Below are 18,568 nucleotides of genomic sequence, written 5' to 3' on the forward strand. Positions count from 1 at the left end.
AGTGTTAATTTGCTGTAATATAATAAGATAATGTTTGAAAATAAAGAACGTACAGATATTGCTGAATTAGGGGAATTTGGATTGATCAAACACCTTACAGAAACTTTTAAAGTAAAACACGAAAGTAGCATCAAAGGAATTGGTGATGATGCAGCAGTTCTAAATTTTAATGATAAACAAGTCCTGATTTCGACGGATTTATTGCTTGAAGGTATTCATTTTGACCTGGCTTATGTTCCTCTTATTCATTTGGGGTACAAGGCTGTACAGGTTAATTTAAGTGATATTTATGCAATGAATGGAATTGCTACCCAGGTTACTGTTTCCATAGGCTTATCCAGCAAATTTCCATTGGAAGCTGTTGAAGAAATATACAAAGGAATTCAGCTTGCATGTGACCGCTTCAATATTGACTTGATTGGTGGTGATACTTCAACCAGTAAACAAGGACTTGTAATTAGTGTTACTAGTATTGGTTATGCCGAAAAAGGAAGTGTTTGCTACAGAAATGGTGCACAGGAAGGTGATCTTTTATGCGTTTCAGGAGATCTGGGAGGTGCTTATGTTGGGCTGCAAATTCTGGAAAGAGAAAAGCAGATTTTCCTCGAAAATCCTAATATTCAACCAGATCTGGAAGGAAAGGATTACATTATTGAGCGACAATTAAAACCCGAAGGCAGACGTGATATTGTAGATTTATTAGCACAAATGGATATTATTCCAACTTCTATGATTGATGTTTCAGATGGTTTAGCATCTGAAGTTTTGCATATATGTGAGCAATCAGAAAAGGGTGTTACTTTGTATGAAGAAAAGATTCCTATTGATCCGATGACTTACGAAACTGCAAGGGAATTAGGACTTGATCCTACAGTTTGTGCGCTAAACGGTGGAGAAGATTATGAATTGCTATTTACCATAAAGCAAGCGGATTACGATAAATTGAAACATGATGTTGACATCAGTATCATTGGCCATATTACTGAGAAAAATGAAGGTTACAAGATGATTTCTAAATCAAATATCGTACATGAAATAAAAGCTCAGGGTTGGAATGCTTTTAAAGCATAATCTTTAGTATAATTTTATTCTTCATCAGAAGATAAAACAGGATCTAAAAATTTGGTGTCAATTTGCTTAGTTGCTTTGGCACCTAATTTTTTGATTTTCTCTGAAGTAGTAGAAAGGTTTCCTGAGCCTGTGGATAACTTGTTAATTGCTTTATCATAAGCATCTTGACTCAACTTAATATTACGACCTATACCTTCCATATCAGCCAGAAATCCGACAAACTTATCGTACATACTCCCACTTAAGCGAGCTATCTCAAGGACATTTCTATTTTGTCTTTCCTGTTTCCATATACTTGAAATGGTACGTAAAGTAGCGAGTAGTGTAGATGGACTAACGATTACTACTTTTCTATCCCAGGCATAATTAAAAAGTTCGGCATCTTTTTGAACAGCGATACCAAAAGATGATTCGATAGGAATGAACAGCAATACAAAGTCAGGAGAATTGATTTGATATAGTTGCTGATAGTTTTTACCAGATAAGCCTTGAATATGAGTTTTTATCGAAATAATATGCTGTTTGATGTACAATTCCCTTTCCTCATCTGTATCAGAATTTACAAATCGCTCATAAGCTATTAAAGAGACCTTAGAATCGACTACAATATGTTTATCATCCGGAAGGTCAATAATTACATCTGGTTGCATTCTACTACCCTCTGATGAGCTTAAACTGGTTTGAATCCTATACTCTCTATCTTTAGTTAAACCTGATCTTTCTAAAATACGTTCAAGAATAACTTCTCCCCAGTTTCCCTGTTTTTTCTGATCGCCTTTCAGTGCTTTGGTTAAATTATTAGCATCTTCCTGAATCTGCTTACTTTGATTCATCAGCTGAGATATTACACCTTTTAGTATATTTCTTTCATCTGATTCAGCTTTGTATACTTTGTCTACCTTTTCCTCAAACGCTTTTATGTTTTCTTTTAAAGGATTTAATATGATGTCCAGATTAGTCTTATTCTGTAAGGTAAATTTATCTGTTTTATCCTCCAGAACTTTATTTGCTATATTTTCAAATTCCAGTTTAAAACGTTGTTGCAATTCGGCAATATATTTTTCCTGCTCGTTGTGTTTTTGTTGCTGGGCCATTAAATTTTCTTCTGCTTTTATGGCTTTACTACGTTCGGTCATAAAAGTTAAACGAAGGTCATTAAGTTCATCTTCAGTTCTTTGTTTTTCTTCCTTTAGATAGTTTAAAGCTTTCTGATGTTCTTGCTCTTTTAATAAAAGTAAAGCATCAATGTTATTGTTTACAGCAGGTTTTTTGAAAAATAATACTATAATAAGTACTAATATTATGATCAATATAAGTGTTAAAATTGCTTCCATACTAATATTTTTATCAAAAGTGATTAAATTATATGGGATTATCAAATGTGTACTATTTCTCAATTATCTTCATTTATGAAATTCAATAAATAAAATAAAAATAGTGGACTGAGTATGAGCAGAGACTATAAATGGATAGTTATAAGTGATTTATATTCATTTTAAATGAAATGGGAATACTTTTTGATATAAATTATAAAGGGAATGATTTGTTATATAAAATGGGAGCATATATTGTATTGATTATCCCGATACTGATTATTAGCATGTTTGTGCAGTGGAGATTTAGAAACAGGTTTTCGAAATATGCCGAAATGCAGTTAAATTCAGGTTTTTCGGGGAAAGAGATAGCAGAAAAAATGCTATACGATAATGGAATATTTGATGTGAAAGTAATGAGCACAGATAAAGCTTTATCTGATCATTATAATCCTGAAGATAAAACAGTGAATTTAAGTACTGATGTTTTTTACGGACGTAGTGTTGCAGCTGCTGCAGTTGCTGCTCATGAATGTGGACATGCTGTTCAGCATGCTAAATCATACCACTGGTTACAATTACGGTCTAATATGGTTCCTGTGGTTAGCATTACTTCTAATCTTCTACAGTGGGTATTAATTATAGGTGTTTTATTAATTGCTTTTACATTTAATCCTATTGTTTTGGGGATTGGGGTTATTGGCCTTACGTTAATTACTATATTTAGTATAATAACTCTTCCTGTTGAGTTTGATGCCAGTAAAAGAGCTTTAATATGGCTCAAAAATAATAGAGAAGTATTGTATACCAATGAAGAACATGTACAAGCAAAAGATGCTTTATGGTGGGCAGCAATGACCTATGTAGTCGCTGCTTTAGGATCGCTTGCAAACTTGTTTTACTATGCTTCTATCCTATTTGGAAGAAATAAATAGGTTAATTTAATCGGTAAGGAACAATTAATTCAAATTCAGGAATAGCAACTATAAATTCTTTGTTGTCGGCCAACCTTTGCATTAAATAATTACCACTCATGCTGCCTATATCTGTGTTTAAATTACATGCAGATACATAAGAATGTCTTTCTCCAGGTTCAATAACAGGCTGTTCTCCTACCACACCTTCACCTTCAACTTCTCTTTGGTTGCCATTGGAATCAAAAATGAACCATTGTCTTCTTTTAAGTTGAACAGTATAGTCTGTTAAGTTTTCTATAGTAATACGATAACCAAATAAAAAATGGTTATTTACCGGATCAGAATGATCTTCCTGGTAAGTTGTTTCAACCGATATTTTTACACCTAAGGTGATAGCTGTTACCATTTTAACGCTTGTTTATTTAATAATAGTTTTCAAAAATCAGGCCATTTCGCCATTCGGGCAAAGATGTTGATATTTATCAGCTATTTCGTCTAAAATACTATGTATTGTTTCAATGTTCTCTTCCTTAACTAATTGCATTCTGTAGGATTTGAAGTCAGGCATTCCCTTAAAATAATTGGCATAGTGTCTTCTCATTTCAAAAATACCAACCCTTGGCCCTTTCCATACAATGGATTTATCAAAATGGGTTCTGCAGACCGCTACCCGTTCTTCAATAGTTGGTCCTGCCAGTATCTCCCCTGTGTTAAAAAAGTGTCTTATTTCTCTGAATATCCATGGATAACCAATAGCAGCTCTACCAATCATAATTCCATCCACCTCATATTCCAATCTCCAGTCAGCTGCTTTTTGAATACTGTCTACATCACCATTACCAAAAATTGGAATTTTAATTCTTGGGTTACGTTTAATTTCACGTATTAATGTCCAATCTGCCTGACCTTTATACAATTGAGCACGTGTACGTCCATGAATTGTAAGTCCTTGTATACCAATGTCCTGTAAGCGTTCAGCTACCTCTTCTACATTTTTAGTAGTATCGTCCCAACCTAGTCTGGTTTTAACAGTTACAGGTAAATGAGTTGCTTTAACAACAGCTTCTGTCATCTTTACCATCTTATCTATATCCTGTAACAATGCCGAACCAGCTCCTTTACAGGCTACCTGTTTCACCGGGCAACCATAATTGATATCCATCAGATCCGGACCTGCAAGTGTAGCTATTTCAGTTGCTTCACGCATGTGATCTATTTCACTTCCAAATATCTGGATACCTATAGGTCTTTCGTATTCGAAAATATCAAGTTTGGCCCTGCTTTTTGCAGCATCTCTGATCAATCCTTCTGAAGAAATAAATTCCGTATACATCATATCCACCCCACTTTGTTTACAAACAAAACGAAATGGAGGGTCACTCACATCTTCCATAGGTGCGAGTAATAAAGGGAATTCTCCCAAATCAATATTTCCTATCTTTACGGACATTTCTCTATCTTCAAGCCAAATTTTTCGGTACAAAGGTACAAATTATAGGAATAATGAACTCTATGCAAAATACAAGGGAAGAAAACGGACCTCTGGTACAGATAATGATGTTGGTTATTTATGCAATTTTAGGCATGATTGTATTTTCTATCATAGGTTTTGGCCTTGTATATTTACAATACGGTGGCAGTATTTTAACTGATATGGCCTGGTTATCAAGTGGTGAAGCTTATTATATTGCTGCTCAAAGGATATTACTTTCTACGCAACAGATAGGTTTGTTTCTTGTACCGGCTCTTTTATTAGCTAAAACAGAGGGACAGAAGACCAATGTATTTTACGGTTTTAAAAAGCCTAAAATTGAATTATTACTGCTGGTTGTTGTATTGATGATTTGCGCTGTTCCTCTTTTGGAATTGGTAACTCGGTTCAATAAGAATATGGTATTTCCCGAGTCTTTAAAAGGAGTGGAACTATGGATGAAAAATGCCGAAGATCAAGCTATGAAAACTACTCTGGCATTGTTAAAAATGGAAAATATTGGAGTTTTTATCATCAATATTGGAATGATTGCTTTATTGCCTGCCATAGCTGAGGAACTGATGTTTAGAGGAGGTTTGCAACGTGCTTTTGGACGTATGTTTAGCAATCCGCATGTAGCTATTTGGTTTTCTGCATTCATATTCAGTGCTATTCATATGCAGTTTTATGGATTTATACCACGTCTTTTGCTGGGAGCAACTTTTGGATATTTGTATTTCTGGAGTGGCAGTTTATGGTATGCCATGTTTGGACATTTTGTAAATAACGCTTATGCTGTATGTGCAGCATGGTATATGCAAAAAAACAATATACCTTTGTCGGAAGCTGATAAAACTTTGAATATTGCCTGGTATGGTTACATCATCAGTGCCATATTAACTTTTCTGCTGTTTAGATATTTTAAAACAAAAACTGAATGAAAACAAGAGCAATAACTGCTTTCTTTTTTACAATTGTAATGTTAGGTTCCATTTTTTTAGGTGGTTATACCTTTACTTTTTTTTACCTTATTTTAAGCCTGGCTGCACTGTTTGAATTTTTCAATATGATTAAGACTGCCGGGATCAAACCACATAAATACTTTGCTTTATTTTTATCGGCACTAATATTCTTAATTACGGCTAGTTATCAGTTGTTACAGCTTGAAATCAAGTTTATGCTGTTAATTATACCTGTTATTTTCTCTGTATTTATTGCAGAATTATATAAAAGAGATAAATCTCCATTTACAAATATTGCTTATACCTATGTGGGTATTATTTATGTAATTATTCCATTTTGTTTTTTTTATTCTTTAGGATTTATACAGAACCATGCAACTTATAATTATCATTTGCCACTATCTTTCTTACTGATGCTCTGGGCTAGTGATACTGGTGCATATTTGTTTGGAATGAAGATGGGAAAGACAAAATTATTTGAAAGACATTCACCTAAAAAGTCATGGGAAGGTTTTTTTGGTGGGGTTTTGACCAGTGTATTGGTATCTTATATTATTTCATTTTTCTTTACAGAACTGAGTCCTTTTGTATTAGGAGGAATGGCAGTTTTGATTGTCTCATTTGGAACACTTGGAGATTTGGTTGAATCTATGCTGAAGCGTAGTCTGGATGTAAAGGATTCAGGAAACATACTGCCAGGCCATGGAGGCTTTTTAGATCGTTTTGACGGTCTTTTAATTGCTGCACCTATCGTTTATGTATATCTGTATCTAATTCTTCACTAGAGCTCTTTATTTCAGTTTTATATTAAAATTGGGATGAAACAGTAATAAGGCTTTGTCTTGGTCCGTTCCAAATCCATAAAAACTCAATGATAATATTATACTAAATCCATGTTTATATAGTAAAACATGGACCTAACATGGAGTTACTATGGACCTACTATGGACTTACTATTATGCATACATATGTAATTACTTAACTGTTAAGTGGTTACGTCGGTTTAAATATTGATAAAATTGCAGAATTTTCGAGATATTAATTAATATCTCTTCTTTTTTAAAGGCTCTAATAGGTATTCTAAGCCATTCAATTTGATTTCATATAATGTAGCAATCATCTCTCCAAGCTTTCCCGGAGGAAAGCCTTCTTGTTGAAACCATACGAGATAAGATTCAGGTAAATCGCACATGATACGTCCCTTATATTTGCCAAAAGGCATTTGCATGGTAACCAGGTCTTGTAATAGCTTAGGATTCATTTTAACAGTTTAGTTGACTACCATTTGCAGCATTTCTACAGCTTCATCAACCGTATTAAGGTTATCAAAAGCAATACGCAATGAATCTTTGACTTCTTTAAGATTACATATACGGGGATGCATTTGCGCAAAGTGCAATATTTTATTGAACATTATTGAATCAAAAAATGCCGATTGTTTATCAGAGATAAAATACCCACGTAAAACCCCTTTTTTGAAGGTTATCTTTTCAAAAGCTAGTTTTTTAGCTACCCACTGTAACCTTAATACATTGAGCATCGTTTTTACTGGCTTTGGCACTGGTCCAAAACGATCTTTTAAAGAGCGTTCAAAAGCTTTTAATTGTGTTTCATCTTCAATTTTTGAAAGTTCTGTATAGAGATTATATCTTTCTGTAATATTGGTGACATAATCATCTGGAATATAAAGCTCCAGATCAGTATCAATTTGTGTAAAATTAACGAATGGACGAAGAGGTTCTTCTTTGAAAAGATCTTTGAACTCATCCGTTTTAAGTTCCTGAATGGCTTCATCCAGAATTTTATGATACATTTCGAAACCTATTTCAGCGATAAAGCCACTTTGTTCTGCACCTAACAGATTTCCACTACCACGGATATCCAAATCCCTCATAGCAATATTAAAACCGCTCCCAAGGTCTGAAAACTCTTCAATTGCGCTAAGTCTTTTACGGGCTTCAGAAGTTAAGGTTGATAATGGCGGGCTCAATAAATAACAAAAAGCTTTTTTATTCGATCGGCCTACCCTGCCCCTCATCTGGTGAAGATCGCTCAGACCAAACATATGAGCATGGTTGATGATAATGGTATTGGCATTTGGGATATCTAAGCCTGCTTCAATAATGGTTGTAGCTACTAATACATCCTTTTCACCGTTAATGAAATCCAGCATTACATCTTCCAGCTGATCGCCGTCTAATTGTCCGTGCGCTATACCAATACGTGCTTTAGGTACCAATGTTTTAATCAAGCCACCCAATTGTGGTAAATCATTAACCCGGTTATGAATAAAAAATACCTGTCCGCCCCTATCTAGTTCATGCTGTACTGCTTCCTGTATAAGTTTGTCGTTAAAGACATGCAATTCTGTATTTACAGCCTGCCTATTTGGGGGTGGTGTACTCATGATGGATAAATCCCTGGCTCCCATTAAAGAAAAATGTAATGTCCTTGGAATCGGTGTTGCCGTAAGGGTTAATGTATCTACATTTACACGAAGGGCTCTTAATTTTTCTTTTGAGCTTACTCCAAATTTCTGTTCCTCATCAATAATCATAATGCCCAGATCTTTGAATTTTACATCTTTACTGAGCAGCCTATGAGTACCAATGACGATATCTACTTTACCTTCAGCTAGTTTAGCTAAAGTTTCTTTTATCTGCTTATTGGTTTTAAAACGGTTTATGTAGTCTACAGTACATGGAAACTCCTTTAAGCGGCCTGAAAATGTCTTAAAATGTTGTAGTGCAAGAATGGTTGTTGGAACCAGAACAGCAGCTTGTTTACCATTTGCAACTGCTTTAAAAGCAGCTCTGATAGCTATTTCTGTCTTACCAAAACCAACATCACCACAAACCAGCCTATCCATCGGATGTGGCGCTTCCATATCTTTTTTAACATCAGCAGTGGCTTTTTCCTGGTCAGGGGTATCTTCATAAATAAAAGAAGCCTCTAATTCAGTTTCCAGATAACCATCCGGACTAAAAGCTGTACCTACCTGGGATTTTCTTAAAGCATAAAGCTTAATCAGATCACGAGCAATGTCTTTAACTTTTTTTTTAGTGGTTTTTTTGAGTTTATCCCAGGCTTCAGTACCTAGTTTGTTCATTTTTGGAGCTGTTCCCTCCTTACCACTGTATTTTGCAATCCTGTTTAATGAGTTGATATTTACATACAGGAGATCGTTGTCTGCATATACCAACCTGATCATTTCCTGCGTTTTACCATTTACCTCTACCTTTTCAAGGCCTGCATACTTCCCTATTCCATGGTCAATATGTGTTACAAAATCACCTGGTTTCAGATCTCTTAATTCCTTTAAGGTAATGGCTTGGCTACGTTGATAACCTCTTTTGAGTTTATACTTGTAAAAGCGATCAAAAATCTGATGATCAGTATAGAAAGCCAGTTGCTGCTGTGCATCAATAAAACCTTCCCTCAAAGGAATATTTACCGGAGTAAATTTTGCGGTTTTATCAATATCATCTAATATGGCGTATAAACGTTCTGTTTGCTTAACGGAAGAACTGAAAATAAAGTTGTGTATACCCTCTTTTTCATTCTCTTTAAGGTTATGAATAAGTAGATTAAAATCCTTATTAAAAGAAGGTTGAGGTTTGGTTTCGAACTGAAAAACATGCTCAGTTTTATAGAAAAACTGTTTTCCGAATTCGACCAATGCAAAATCATGGAACATATCCCCCATCATTTTCTCGTCAGTAAAGGCAAATTTAGGATCTATCCAATCCTGATTTTCTTCTTTGTCTTTTGCAGGAAGTGCTTTCCAAAGTTCGACTGCTTTTTTATAGCCGCTTTTTACAATGTCTAAAGTGAATTCTACATCTTTAAACCATAACTGGGTATCTTTTTCAATATAATCAAGGATACTGATGTTGTTTTCTGTAAGGTATTTGGACTGTACATTAGGAATGATAGTCAGTGTTTTTACATCCTCAACAGAAAGCTGACTTTCAATTTCAAATGTGCGGATGCTTTCCACGATATCCCCAAAGAACTCAATTCGATAAGGAAGATCATGGGAGAATGAAAATATATCAACGATACCCCCTCGGATGGAAAACTGTCCGGGTTCATAAACAAACTCAGTCCTGTTGAAGTCGTAATCAATCAGAAATTCGTTAATGAAATCGATACCTAATTTAGCGTTCAGGCTGATTTCAAGGGTGTTTTTCTCTAATACCGCCCGGTCTATTACCTTTTCAGCAATAGCCTCTGGATATGAAACAACGATTTTTCCGTATTCAGACTGATGGTTCAGTTCATTCAATACCTCTGCTCTTGCCAGGACATTTGCCGTATCTACCTGAGTAAAATCAAAAGCTTTACGGAATGAAGATGGGAAAAGTAATACCTCCTTATCCAGTATACTTTCAAGGTCGGCCAGAAAATAAGAAGCCTCTTCTCTGTCAGGAAGAATAAATAGCTGAGGTTTATGTAATAAAAAATACGACGCAATTGCAATTGTTGCATCGGCAGAGCCTACCAAGCCTTTCAGCTGAATTTTAGAGCCTTTGCCCGCATTAAGAGCTTTCGCCAATGCTACAATACGCTCGTCTGTTTTGTATCTGTTAATCAGGTCGCGAATATTCACAATACAAATGTAGGATTTATGATGGTCTTTAAATGTAACAATATTTCAACTCCTTGATCAAAGGATAAAAGGAGTGGGGAAGATAGATATTTGAAAGAAGTACATACCTTTAAATTTTTAACGGCATAAGATGAAAATATTAATATGTCTTCCTTTTGAACTTCTTTTCTGGATAACAGCATTATTGTTACTTGGAACTGCAGACTTGCATGTGCATGAAGGCGATCAGCATTTTACCCTTTGTCCATTGTCAAATATGGGCATTAGTTGGTGTCCTGGTTGTGGAATAGGCAAGTCGATAGGGTATTTACTCCAGGGTAATTTTCAGGCAAGCCTGAATGAGCATTGGTTTGGAATTCCTGCATTGCTTATCATTTTGAACCGGATAATGGTTCTGATTAAAATAAAATTGAATAACCGAAAGGTATTAAACTTAAAATATAAGGAGGAAGGATATGTTTGATTCACCGTTTATGTCACTACCAGGCATCTCGCCACAGGAGTTTTCTTATTTGCAAAGTGCAACTACAGGATTTAGTGAACAACAATTAAGGGCTTTTTTGATGGTTTATAGTGGGAAAAGAAGAAACCCGGATGATATGATCTTGTATTGTATTCTTGGCTTCTTCGTTTTTGGCTTATCCAGATTTTTGGTAGGTCAGATTGGTATGGGTATTTTATACTTTTGTACTGCAGGATTGTGTTTTATTGGTACAATTATAGATCTGATCAATCACAAAAGTCTGGCTTACGAATACAATCAGAAAATGGTGTTTGAAAGTATGCAATTGGTAAGAATGGGTAACCTGCAATAATTAAATCTATTGTATATTTACAGATTATGAGGTTATCTGTTTTAATAAAGCATCTGGAGGCCTTTGCTCCATTAAACTATCAGGAGGATTATGACAACTCAGGCTTGATTGTAGGAGATCCAAATGAGGAAATTCATGCTGCACTTGTTGCTTTAGATTGTATAGAAAGTATTGTTGATGAAGCAATTTTACACAATTGTAATTTGATCATTACGCATCATCCAATTGTTTTTAAGGGGCTGAAAAAGATTACCGGGAAAAATTATGTTGAGCGGGTGGTGCTGAAGGCTATAAAAAATAATATTGCTTTATATGCTATACATACCAATCTGGATCATGTTGCATATGGAGTAAATGGTGTAATTAGTGGCCGACTGGGTTTAAAAAACACAAAGATTTTAAGTCCGAAAACTACAGTCTTAAAGAAATTAGTCACTTTTTGCCCTGTTCCTCAATCTGAAGTTCTAAGAGATGCTCTTTTTGCTGCCGGGGCTGGGAATATTTCCAATTACAGCGAATGTAGTTTTAATGCCGAAGGATTCGGGACATTTAAAGGGGGAGAGGGAACAGACCCGTTTGTTGGTGAGGTAGGTATACAGCACCAGGAACAAGAAGTTAGAATTGAAACCATTTTTAAGGTTCAGGATGAAAGAAAAGTAATGCTTGCCCTATTTGAGCATCACCCTTATGAAGAAGTTGCTTATGATATTTATCCATTAGATAATAAATTGGATAATGTTGGTGCAGGGATGATTGGATGGTTGGATGAAAGCCTCGATGGGCATGACTTTTTAAGAATGGTAAAAGATAACATGGATGCAACTGTAATCAGGCATACTCGTATTTTACCTAAAAAGATACGTAAAGTGGCGGTATGTGGTGGTTCTGGCAGCTTTTTACTTAAAGAAGCCATTGCTGCGGGGGCAGATGCTTTTGTTACTGCTGATTTTAAATACCATGAGTTTTTTGATGCTGATGAAAAACTAATGGTCGCAGATATCGGACACTTTGAAAGTGAACAATTTACATCAGATTTGTTGATAGATATTATTCAAGAAAAATTTCCTAACTTTGCAATCCGTTTAACGGAGCATAACACAAACCCAATAAATTATTTCATTTAATGGAACAAACTGTAGAGCAAAAGCTAAAAGCATTATACGAGTTACAAACCCTGCATACCCAAATTGATAAAATACTTCAGATTCGTGGTGAACTTCCAATGGAAGTGTCCGATTTAGAAGATGATGTTGCAGGTCTGGAAACCCGGATTCAAAAATTCAAAGGTGAATTGGATGATACGGAAGATGCAATTGTAACGCGTAAAAATATGATCAAGGATGCTCAAGGCCTGATCAAAAAATATGAAACTCAATTAAAAGATGTTAAAAACAATCGTGAATATGATGCTTTAACTAAAGAGGTTGAGATACAAACGTTAGAAATTCAGGTTTGTGAGAAGAAAATCAGAGAGTTCGGATTTGAAATTACATCAAAAACTGAAATTTATGATAAAGCTTTAGCTGATTTAGAATCAAGAAAAAAAGACCTTGAGATTAAAAAAGGTGAGTTGGAAACTATTACAGCAGAGACTGAAAAAGATGAGCAAGCTTTACTTAAGAAAGTAGAAAAGGCTGAGAATCAGATTGATGAAAGGCTGTTGGTAGCGTACACAAGATTAAGAGGTAATGCTAATAATGGATTGGCTGTTGTTACTATCGATCGTGATTCATGTTCGGGATGTTTTAACCAGATTCCACCTCAACGTCAGTTAGATATTCGTCAACGCAAAAAAATAATCGTTTGTGAGCATTGCGGAAGGATTTTAGTTGATGAGGCATTAACACAAGAAGTAGCTTCGGCATAAGAAGTATTCAAAATATATAAAAAAGGTCAGAAATTCCATCTGACCTTTTTTTGTGTCTATATTTAACCACAGTTCATTTATCAGTACTTAAATATGCAAAGACCATTTTTACGAAAGAATATTTATTTAACGGTTTTCCTATTGATTTTACCCGGAGCATTGTTTGCTAAATTTGATTTTAATGCGAACTGTCAGAAAGCTTACGGATTTATATTTGAGCTGAAACTAAATGCTGCCAGACAATTAGTTGGTACCGAAAAGAAAGCTAATCCGGACAATTCTTTTGTGCCCTTGCTAGAAAATTATATAGATTTTTTTCAACTGCTGACTATGGCCAGTAAGACTGATTTCGATCGTTTAAAAGGCAATAAAAGTATACGTCTAAATCAAATAGAAGATGATACAGAGCAGTCTCCCTATAGTTTATATGCACAGGCAGAAATTAATCTCCAGTGGGCATTAATAAGGGCACGGTTTGGTGAGCAGTTTAATGCAGCCCTGGAAATCAAAAAAGCGAACTCATATCTGCATGATAATGCTAAGAAATATCCGGGGTTTCCCTTAAATGCAAAAGGTTTGGGTATAGTTAATGCTGTGCTTGGAAGTTTGCCTGAGGGGTTCATGAAGCGTACACTTTCTACTTTCGGGATTAAAGGAGATGTTAAAACAGGAGTGACCATAATGCAAAGATTGGCAGCAGGTTTACCTAAGTCTGTTTATGAGCCATTTTATGAGGAAGTAGTATTTTACTATTCATTTGTTTTAGTAGACGTTGCTCATAGCTCAAATGCGTACGCAGAAACGACGAAATACCTTGAGAGGGTGTCTGATTCCAGTTTATTGAAATCTTATCTTAAAGCTTATGTAAGCACTAAAAGAGGGCATAATGAAGAAGCAATCACTACATTAGCAAACAGGCCATCGGGGCAGCAGTACCAGCCTTTCCCTTATCTGGATTATTTAATGGGCATTGCGAAGCTAAATAAACTGGATTTAAATGCTGCTAGTTATTTTAATAGGTTTTTACAGAACAATAAAGGAGTAAATTATATAAAAGATGCTTACCTGCATTTGGGTTGGATCGAATTGATTTCTGGTGATTTAAAAGGATATAATCAGTATGCTGCAAAAGTAAAGAGCTCTGGGTATACATTTAATGAACGAGATAAGCAGGCAATGAATGAAGTAGGGTCTCCGATCCCAAATACGGCTTTGTTAAAGGCCCGGCTACTGTTTGATGGTGGATATTACACGAAGTCACTAGAGGTGCTTTCAGGCATTAAAGAAACGGATTTGAATCTGGTTAAAGATAGAACAGAGTATTTTTACCGGCTAGGCAGGAACAATGATGAACTGGGGAAAAAAGATGCTGCCATTGAAAATTACCAGAAGGCCGTTAATTATGGGAAGGGGCTTAAAGCATACTTCGCTGCGAATTCTGCATTATTTATGGGTAAGATTTATATGAAGATGCGAAATTATAATCAAGCCAAAGCCAGCTTCAATACGGCAATCAATATGAAAGGGCATCAATATGAAAACAGTATTGAAAGCGAGGCAAGAGATAGCTTAAAATTGATAAATTAGAAGCGATATACAAAGGCATTGATGTGCATTCCTGCGCCTACAGACGTAAATATAGCATATTCACCTTTGGTTATTTTGTATCCTTCGACTTTACCTTTTCTTACCAGGTCCAATAAGGTAGGGATAGTCGCTACCGAGCTATTTCCAAGCCATGAAATGGTCATAGGAACTAAGTTTTCAGGAACAGTATCAAGCCCGTATAACTTAAATACACGCTTCATAATAGCATGATCCATTTTACCATTTGCCTGATGAATGAAGACAATTTTAATATCTTCTATACTGATTCCCGCTTTATCTATCGCTTTTTTTACTACATGAGGAACAGTCGTTACTGCAAATTCATAAAGCTTTCTGCCATTCATTTTCAGATAGGCGTTGCCATTTTGTTCTTCAGGATTATTGCTCTTACCCATAACCAGTAATGAGCCATGACTGGCAGCATAAGTCTGAGTTTTATGTGCAATGATTCCTAAAGGCTCTTCGTCTTCCTGTGCTTCAAAAATAACAGCTGCAGCACCATCAGAAAATATCATGCTGTCACGATCATGCGGATCAATAATCCTGGATAGTGTTTCTGCACCGATTACCATTACTCGTTTAGCATCCCCACTTTGGATCAGATAATTGGCCTGAATTGCTCCTTGTACCCATCCCGGACAACCAAAAATAAGATCGTAAGCAACACAATCCGGGTTTTCTATTTGTAAGGCCTGTTTTATCTTTGCGGCAAGTGATGGCAGAATATCCATACGGTTGCTGCCGCTTTTAACATCACCAAAGTTGTGACAGAATATGATGTGATCAAGTGTTTCTTTATCGATTTTAGCGTCATCAATTGCCCTTTGTGCGGCAATCGCGGCAATGGTGCTGCTAACTTGATCTTCATCAATATAACGACGCTCATTGATTTCCGTGATTTCTGAAAATTTGCTGATAATCTCAGTGTTTTCTTTTTCCAGTTTTACGCCATTGTCGTAAAACGAAGCGTTTAAAAAGGCATTTCCAGAGATAATGTTTTTCGGAATATAGCTTCCTGTACCCGTTATAACCGAGTTTAACGTTGTTTTAATGCCCATTTTGAACCATATACTGTTTTGGTGTACAGTATAAAATTAAGATTAATTTATTAGATTAAGAAAAATCGTCAATTAAAAATACGAATAATTCTTTAGGGCCATGTGCACCGAGAACTAAAGTTTTCTCAATATCAGCTGTTCTGCTTGGACCTGTTATGGTACTGATCATTGAAGGGATTTCTGTACCATATTTATTTTTGATGAGTTTAAATGCGTCTTTCAGATCCATGACCATTTGACCCGTCCGGGCAATTACAATATGATGATGAGGAAATATGCTTAACCTTCTTCCTGCTGCATTCTGATTAGAGACCATGATAGAGCCGCTGCGGGCAATTAACGCTTCACAAAGTGTTATTCCAACCTCAGCCATTTCAAAGTCTTTATCGGTCTGATAAAAAGGGAATTCGTAGGTAGCAAGCAGGTCTTGCAATTCAGGCTCCCAGCAATAAATTTTTCTCCAGTTAAACCTTTCGGCCAGCTGAAGTATATTCTCAATAAATTCTATTCCGTTTTCGCAGTAAATGAAATTTCCTGAAACTGCTGTAAGCTGCTCTGCAAATAAGATTTCGGGGTACTCCCTATGGTCTTCATTTTCAGAATAAAGAGGGGTATCTTCTAAATTAGGATAAGGGTTGTCTCTTCTTTCCAGAAGGGCTTTTCTTATCTTTTTTAGCATGAGCTCTTTTGAAGAAATGTTTTCCTGCATAAAAAAATGGATTTGCTGCCGTTTTTTAAACGGCAGCCCCATAAATATTGTAATTAAGATTCTGTTTGTGCCGGGTTTATTGGTGTTGCAGGGTCGGCTTGACTTACACCATCATGCACCAATCCTTCTGCGGCAGGTTTTTGATCACCTGTTCCATTCACAAACTCATCGTATGTAGTGCGATTGTCGAAAGGACGTTTGCCAAGAATTTCTTCTAAATCGGCCTGGAAAAGAATCTCCTTTTCTATTAATTTCTGAGCTAGTTTTTCTAAACCCTCTCTTTTTTCTGTTAACAAGTCTTTTGTTCTTGTGTATACCCCTTCAATAATCGTACGTACTTCATGGTCAATCATTTCTGATGTTTTTTCAGAGTATGGCTTATTGAAATTGTATTCGTTTTGCGGATCATGGAAAGAAACGTTCCCTATTGTGCTGTTCATACCATAAATGGTAACCATAGCGTATGAAAGTTTGGTAATTCTTTCCAGGTCATTTTGTGCTCCGGTAGATATTTTACCGAAAACAATATCTTCTGCTACACGTCCACCCATCGTCATACACATGCCGTCAGTTAGCTGCTCTGTAGTATATAAGAATTGTTCTTTTGGTAAATATTGCGCATAACCAAGGGCTGCAACACCGCGGGGAACGATAGATACTTTTACCAATGGATCAGCATGTTCAAGGAACCAACCTGCAATAGCATGACCTGCTTCGTGGTAAGCTACTATTCGTTTCTCTTCTGGAGAGATGATTTTATTTTTCTTTTCTAAACCACCAATTACACGGTCAATTGCATCCTGGAAATCTTGCATATCTACAAATTCTTTGTTACGGCGAGCAGCAATTAAAGCTGCTTCATTACAAACATTCGCAATTTCCGCACCTGCAAATCCAGGTGTTTGTGCTGAAAGTTTTTTGGCGTCAACAATTTCATCTGTTTTAATGGGCTTAAGGTGAACTTTAAAGATTTGTTCACGGCCAACTAAATCTGGTTTATCAATAGAAATCTGCCTGTCAAAACGTCCGGGTCTAAGTAATGCCGCATCAAGAACGTCAGGACGGTTGGTTGCTGCAAGAATAATAATTCCAGAATCTGTACCGAAACCATCCATTTCAACCAATAACTGGTTTAATGTATTCTCTCGTTCGTCATTACCGCCCATCATGCTGTTTTTACCACGAGCACGACCAATAGCATCCACCTCATCAATAAAGATGATACAAGGTGCTTTATCTTTGGCTTGTTTAAACAAATCACGCACACGTGATGCTCCGACACCAACAAACATCTCTACGAAATCAGATCCGGATAGAGAGAAGAATGGCACTTGTGCTTCACCTGCAACGGCTTTTGCTAAAAGTGTTTTACCAGTACCAGGTGAGCCTACTAATAACGCTCCTTTAGGGATTTTACCTCCCAGATTGGTGTATTTTTTTGGGTTTTTGAGGAAATCAACAATTTCCATTACCTCTGTTTTAGCTTCTTCAAGGCCTGCTACATCATTAAATGTAACGTTTACCTGGCTTTCCTTATCAAATAGAGTGGCTTTAGATTTTCCGATATTAAAAATTTGTCCGCCACCACCGCCGGCACCACCGCCCATACGGCGCATAATAAATATCCAGAAACCTATAAATAACAATACAGGTAGGATAATGGTTAAGAACCAGGAGTTAAATGAACTCTGTCTTGTTTGCTTTTCTGCACGGATTTGCTGATCCGGAGGAATGTTTTTTTGAGATTCTTTTAAATCGGCATCTAATCCATCCATTGACCCGGCGTTAAAATAAACGGTTGGTCCCTCTGCGGCACCAAAGTTATTTTTGCTCAGATATTGTTTGTATTTTTCTTGCTTTAATTTGTCCTTTTTAATAAAGACTTCAGCTTTAATTACATCCTCATGCTTGTAAGCAATGATTTTTTCTACATCACCAGGGATCAACATTTCTTTCTCAAATGTGTGGTACGAAATGGTTTTAGCGGTATCACCACTAAACATCACCTGTAGCATGATCAGGCCTAAAATAATAGCTGCATATACCCAGAATATGTTGAATTTTGAACCTTTTTGAGGTTTTTTAGGAATATTAGGAATTCTCTTAATCAACTTGGGCTTCGTATTTGGATTCTCTTTCATTATAAGTCAAAAAATGGGGTTGAA

The 18,568-nt window shown here is 36.0% G+C and carries 17 protein-coding genes; 9 read left to right on the top strand and 8 right to left on the bottom strand.

Going from position 1 to position 18,568, the window contains the following annotated elements; translation table 11 throughout:
* Positions 1–30 precede the first annotated feature (30 nt).
* A complete protein-coding gene (thiL, locus tag ABDJ41_RS00645; RefSeq protein ID WP_349783798.1) occupies positions 31–1,071 on the top strand; it encodes a thiamine-phosphate kinase in 1,041 nt (346 codons plus the stop codon).
* A 14-nt stretch (positions 1,072–1,085) separates the two neighbouring features.
* Here thiL and ABDJ41_RS00650 read toward each other — a convergent pair whose 3' ends face one another.
* The gene (locus ABDJ41_RS00650) at positions 1,086–2,405 is read right to left on the bottom strand and encodes a DNA recombination protein RmuC (protein ID WP_349783799.1); all 1,320 of its coding nucleotides are present in this window, start codon (positions 2,403–2,405) and stop codon (positions 1,086–1,088) included.
* 221 nt (positions 2,406–2,626) lie between these two features.
* On the opposite strand from ABDJ41_RS00650, the gene ABDJ41_RS00655 reads away from it, so the two are divergent.
* Positions 2,627–3,319, top strand: coding sequence for a zinc metallopeptidase (locus ABDJ41_RS00655; protein ID WP_349784721.1), 693 nt, complete (start codon positions 2,627–2,629; stop codon positions 3,317–3,319).
* Between the two features lies 1 nt (position 3,320).
* Here ABDJ41_RS00655 and apaG read toward each other — a convergent pair whose 3' ends face one another.
* Positions 3,321–3,707 carry a Co2+/Mg2+ efflux facilitator ApaG/CorD gene (gene apaG / locus ABDJ41_RS00660; RefSeq protein WP_349783800.1) on the bottom strand — a complete coding sequence of 129 codons (387 nt, stop codon included), beginning with the start codon at positions 3,705–3,707 and terminating at the stop codon, positions 3,321–3,323.
* 36 nt (positions 3,708–3,743) lie between these two features.
* Complete coding sequence (gene dusB, locus ABDJ41_RS00665; RefSeq protein WP_349783801.1) at positions 3,744–4,751, bottom strand: tRNA dihydrouridine synthase DusB; 1,008 nt, start codon at positions 4,749–4,751, stop codon at positions 3,744–3,746.
* Between the two features lie 62 nt (positions 4,752–4,813).
* Between dusB and ABDJ41_RS00670 the strand changes: the two genes are divergently transcribed.
* Together ABDJ41_RS00670 and ABDJ41_RS00675 are read left to right on the top strand one after the other, a co-directional pair.
* The gene (locus ABDJ41_RS00670; protein WP_349783802.1) at positions 4,814–5,713 is read left to right on the top strand and encodes a CPBP family intramembrane glutamic endopeptidase; all 900 of its coding nucleotides are present in this window, start codon (positions 4,814–4,816) and stop codon (positions 5,711–5,713) included.
* Entirely contained in the window at positions 5,710–6,519 is an 810-nt protein-coding gene (locus ABDJ41_RS00675; RefSeq protein WP_349783803.1) for a phosphatidate cytidylyltransferase, read from the top strand. The genes ABDJ41_RS00670 and ABDJ41_RS00675 overlap by 4 nt, the downstream gene beginning before the upstream one ends.
* 257 nt (positions 6,520–6,776) lie before the next feature.
* Here ABDJ41_RS00675 and ABDJ41_RS00680 read toward each other — a convergent pair whose 3' ends face one another.
* Positions 6,777–6,995, bottom strand: coding sequence for a DUF3820 family protein (locus ABDJ41_RS00680; RefSeq protein WP_349783804.1), 219 nt, complete (start codon positions 6,993–6,995; stop codon positions 6,777–6,779).
* Positions 6,996–7,004: 9 nt separating this feature from the next.
* Positions 7,005–10,346: a transcription-repair coupling factor gene (gene mfd / locus ABDJ41_RS00685; protein ID WP_349783805.1), complete on the bottom strand. Its 3,342-nt coding sequence runs from the start codon at positions 10,344–10,346 to the stop codon at positions 7,005–7,007.
* A 130-nt stretch (positions 10,347–10,476) separates the two neighbouring features.
* On the opposite strand from mfd, the gene ABDJ41_RS00690 reads away from it, so the two are divergent.
* The 5 genes from ABDJ41_RS00690 (at position 10,477) to ABDJ41_RS00710 (ending at position 14,615) form a co-directional block, all read left to right on the top strand.
* The gene (locus tag ABDJ41_RS00690) at positions 10,477–10,809 is read left to right on the top strand and encodes a DUF2752 domain-containing protein (RefSeq protein WP_349783806.1); all 333 of its coding nucleotides are present in this window, start codon (positions 10,477–10,479) and stop codon (positions 10,807–10,809) included.
* Between the two features lie 10 nt (positions 10,810–10,819).
* On the top strand, positions 10,820–11,161 hold the full coding sequence (locus ABDJ41_RS00695; protein WP_349783807.1) for a TM2 domain-containing protein: 342 nt from the start codon (positions 10,820–10,822) through the stop codon (positions 11,159–11,161).
* Between the two features lie 26 nt (positions 11,162–11,187).
* Complete coding sequence (locus ABDJ41_RS00700) at positions 11,188–12,285, top strand: Nif3-like dinuclear metal center hexameric protein (protein WP_349783808.1); 1,098 nt, start codon at positions 11,188–11,190, stop codon at positions 12,283–12,285.
* Entirely contained in the window at positions 12,285–13,028 is a 744-nt protein-coding gene (locus tag ABDJ41_RS00705) for a zinc ribbon domain-containing protein (RefSeq protein WP_349783809.1), read from the top strand. The genes ABDJ41_RS00700 and ABDJ41_RS00705 overlap by 1 nt, the downstream gene beginning before the upstream one ends.
* Positions 13,029–13,121: 93 nt before the next feature.
* Positions 13,122–14,615, top strand: a complete 1,494-nt coding sequence (locus ABDJ41_RS00710; RefSeq protein ID WP_349783810.1) for a tetratricopeptide repeat protein — start codon at positions 13,122–13,124, stop codon at positions 14,613–14,615.
* Here the strand turns inward: ABDJ41_RS00710 and ABDJ41_RS00715 are convergent.
* From ABDJ41_RS00715 to ftsH, 3 genes are read right to left on the bottom strand one after another with little or no spacing between them, the layout of a single operon-like run.
* Positions 14,612–15,694: a 3-oxoacyl-ACP synthase III family protein gene (locus ABDJ41_RS00715; protein WP_349783811.1), complete on the bottom strand. Its 1,083-nt coding sequence runs from the start codon at positions 15,692–15,694 to the stop codon at positions 14,612–14,614. The genes ABDJ41_RS00710 and ABDJ41_RS00715 overlap by 4 nt on opposite strands.
* Before the next feature lie 55 nt (positions 15,695–15,749).
* Complete coding sequence (locus ABDJ41_RS00720; protein ID WP_349783812.1) at positions 15,750–16,403, bottom strand: LutC/YkgG family protein; 654 nt, start codon at positions 16,401–16,403, stop codon at positions 15,750–15,752.
* A gap of 53 nt (positions 16,404–16,456) precedes the next feature.
* Positions 16,457–18,544 (bottom strand): ATP-dependent zinc metalloprotease FtsH, encoded by a 2,088-nt coding sequence (gene ftsH, locus ABDJ41_RS00725; RefSeq protein WP_349783813.1) that lies wholly within the window; start codon positions 18,542–18,544, stop codon positions 16,457–16,459.
* Positions 18,545–18,568: the final 24 nt, after the last annotated feature.

The organism is Pedobacter sp. ASV1-7 (genome assembly GCF_040203335.1).
Lineage (GTDB): Bacteria > Bacteroidota > Bacteroidia > Sphingobacteriales > Sphingobacteriaceae > Pedobacter.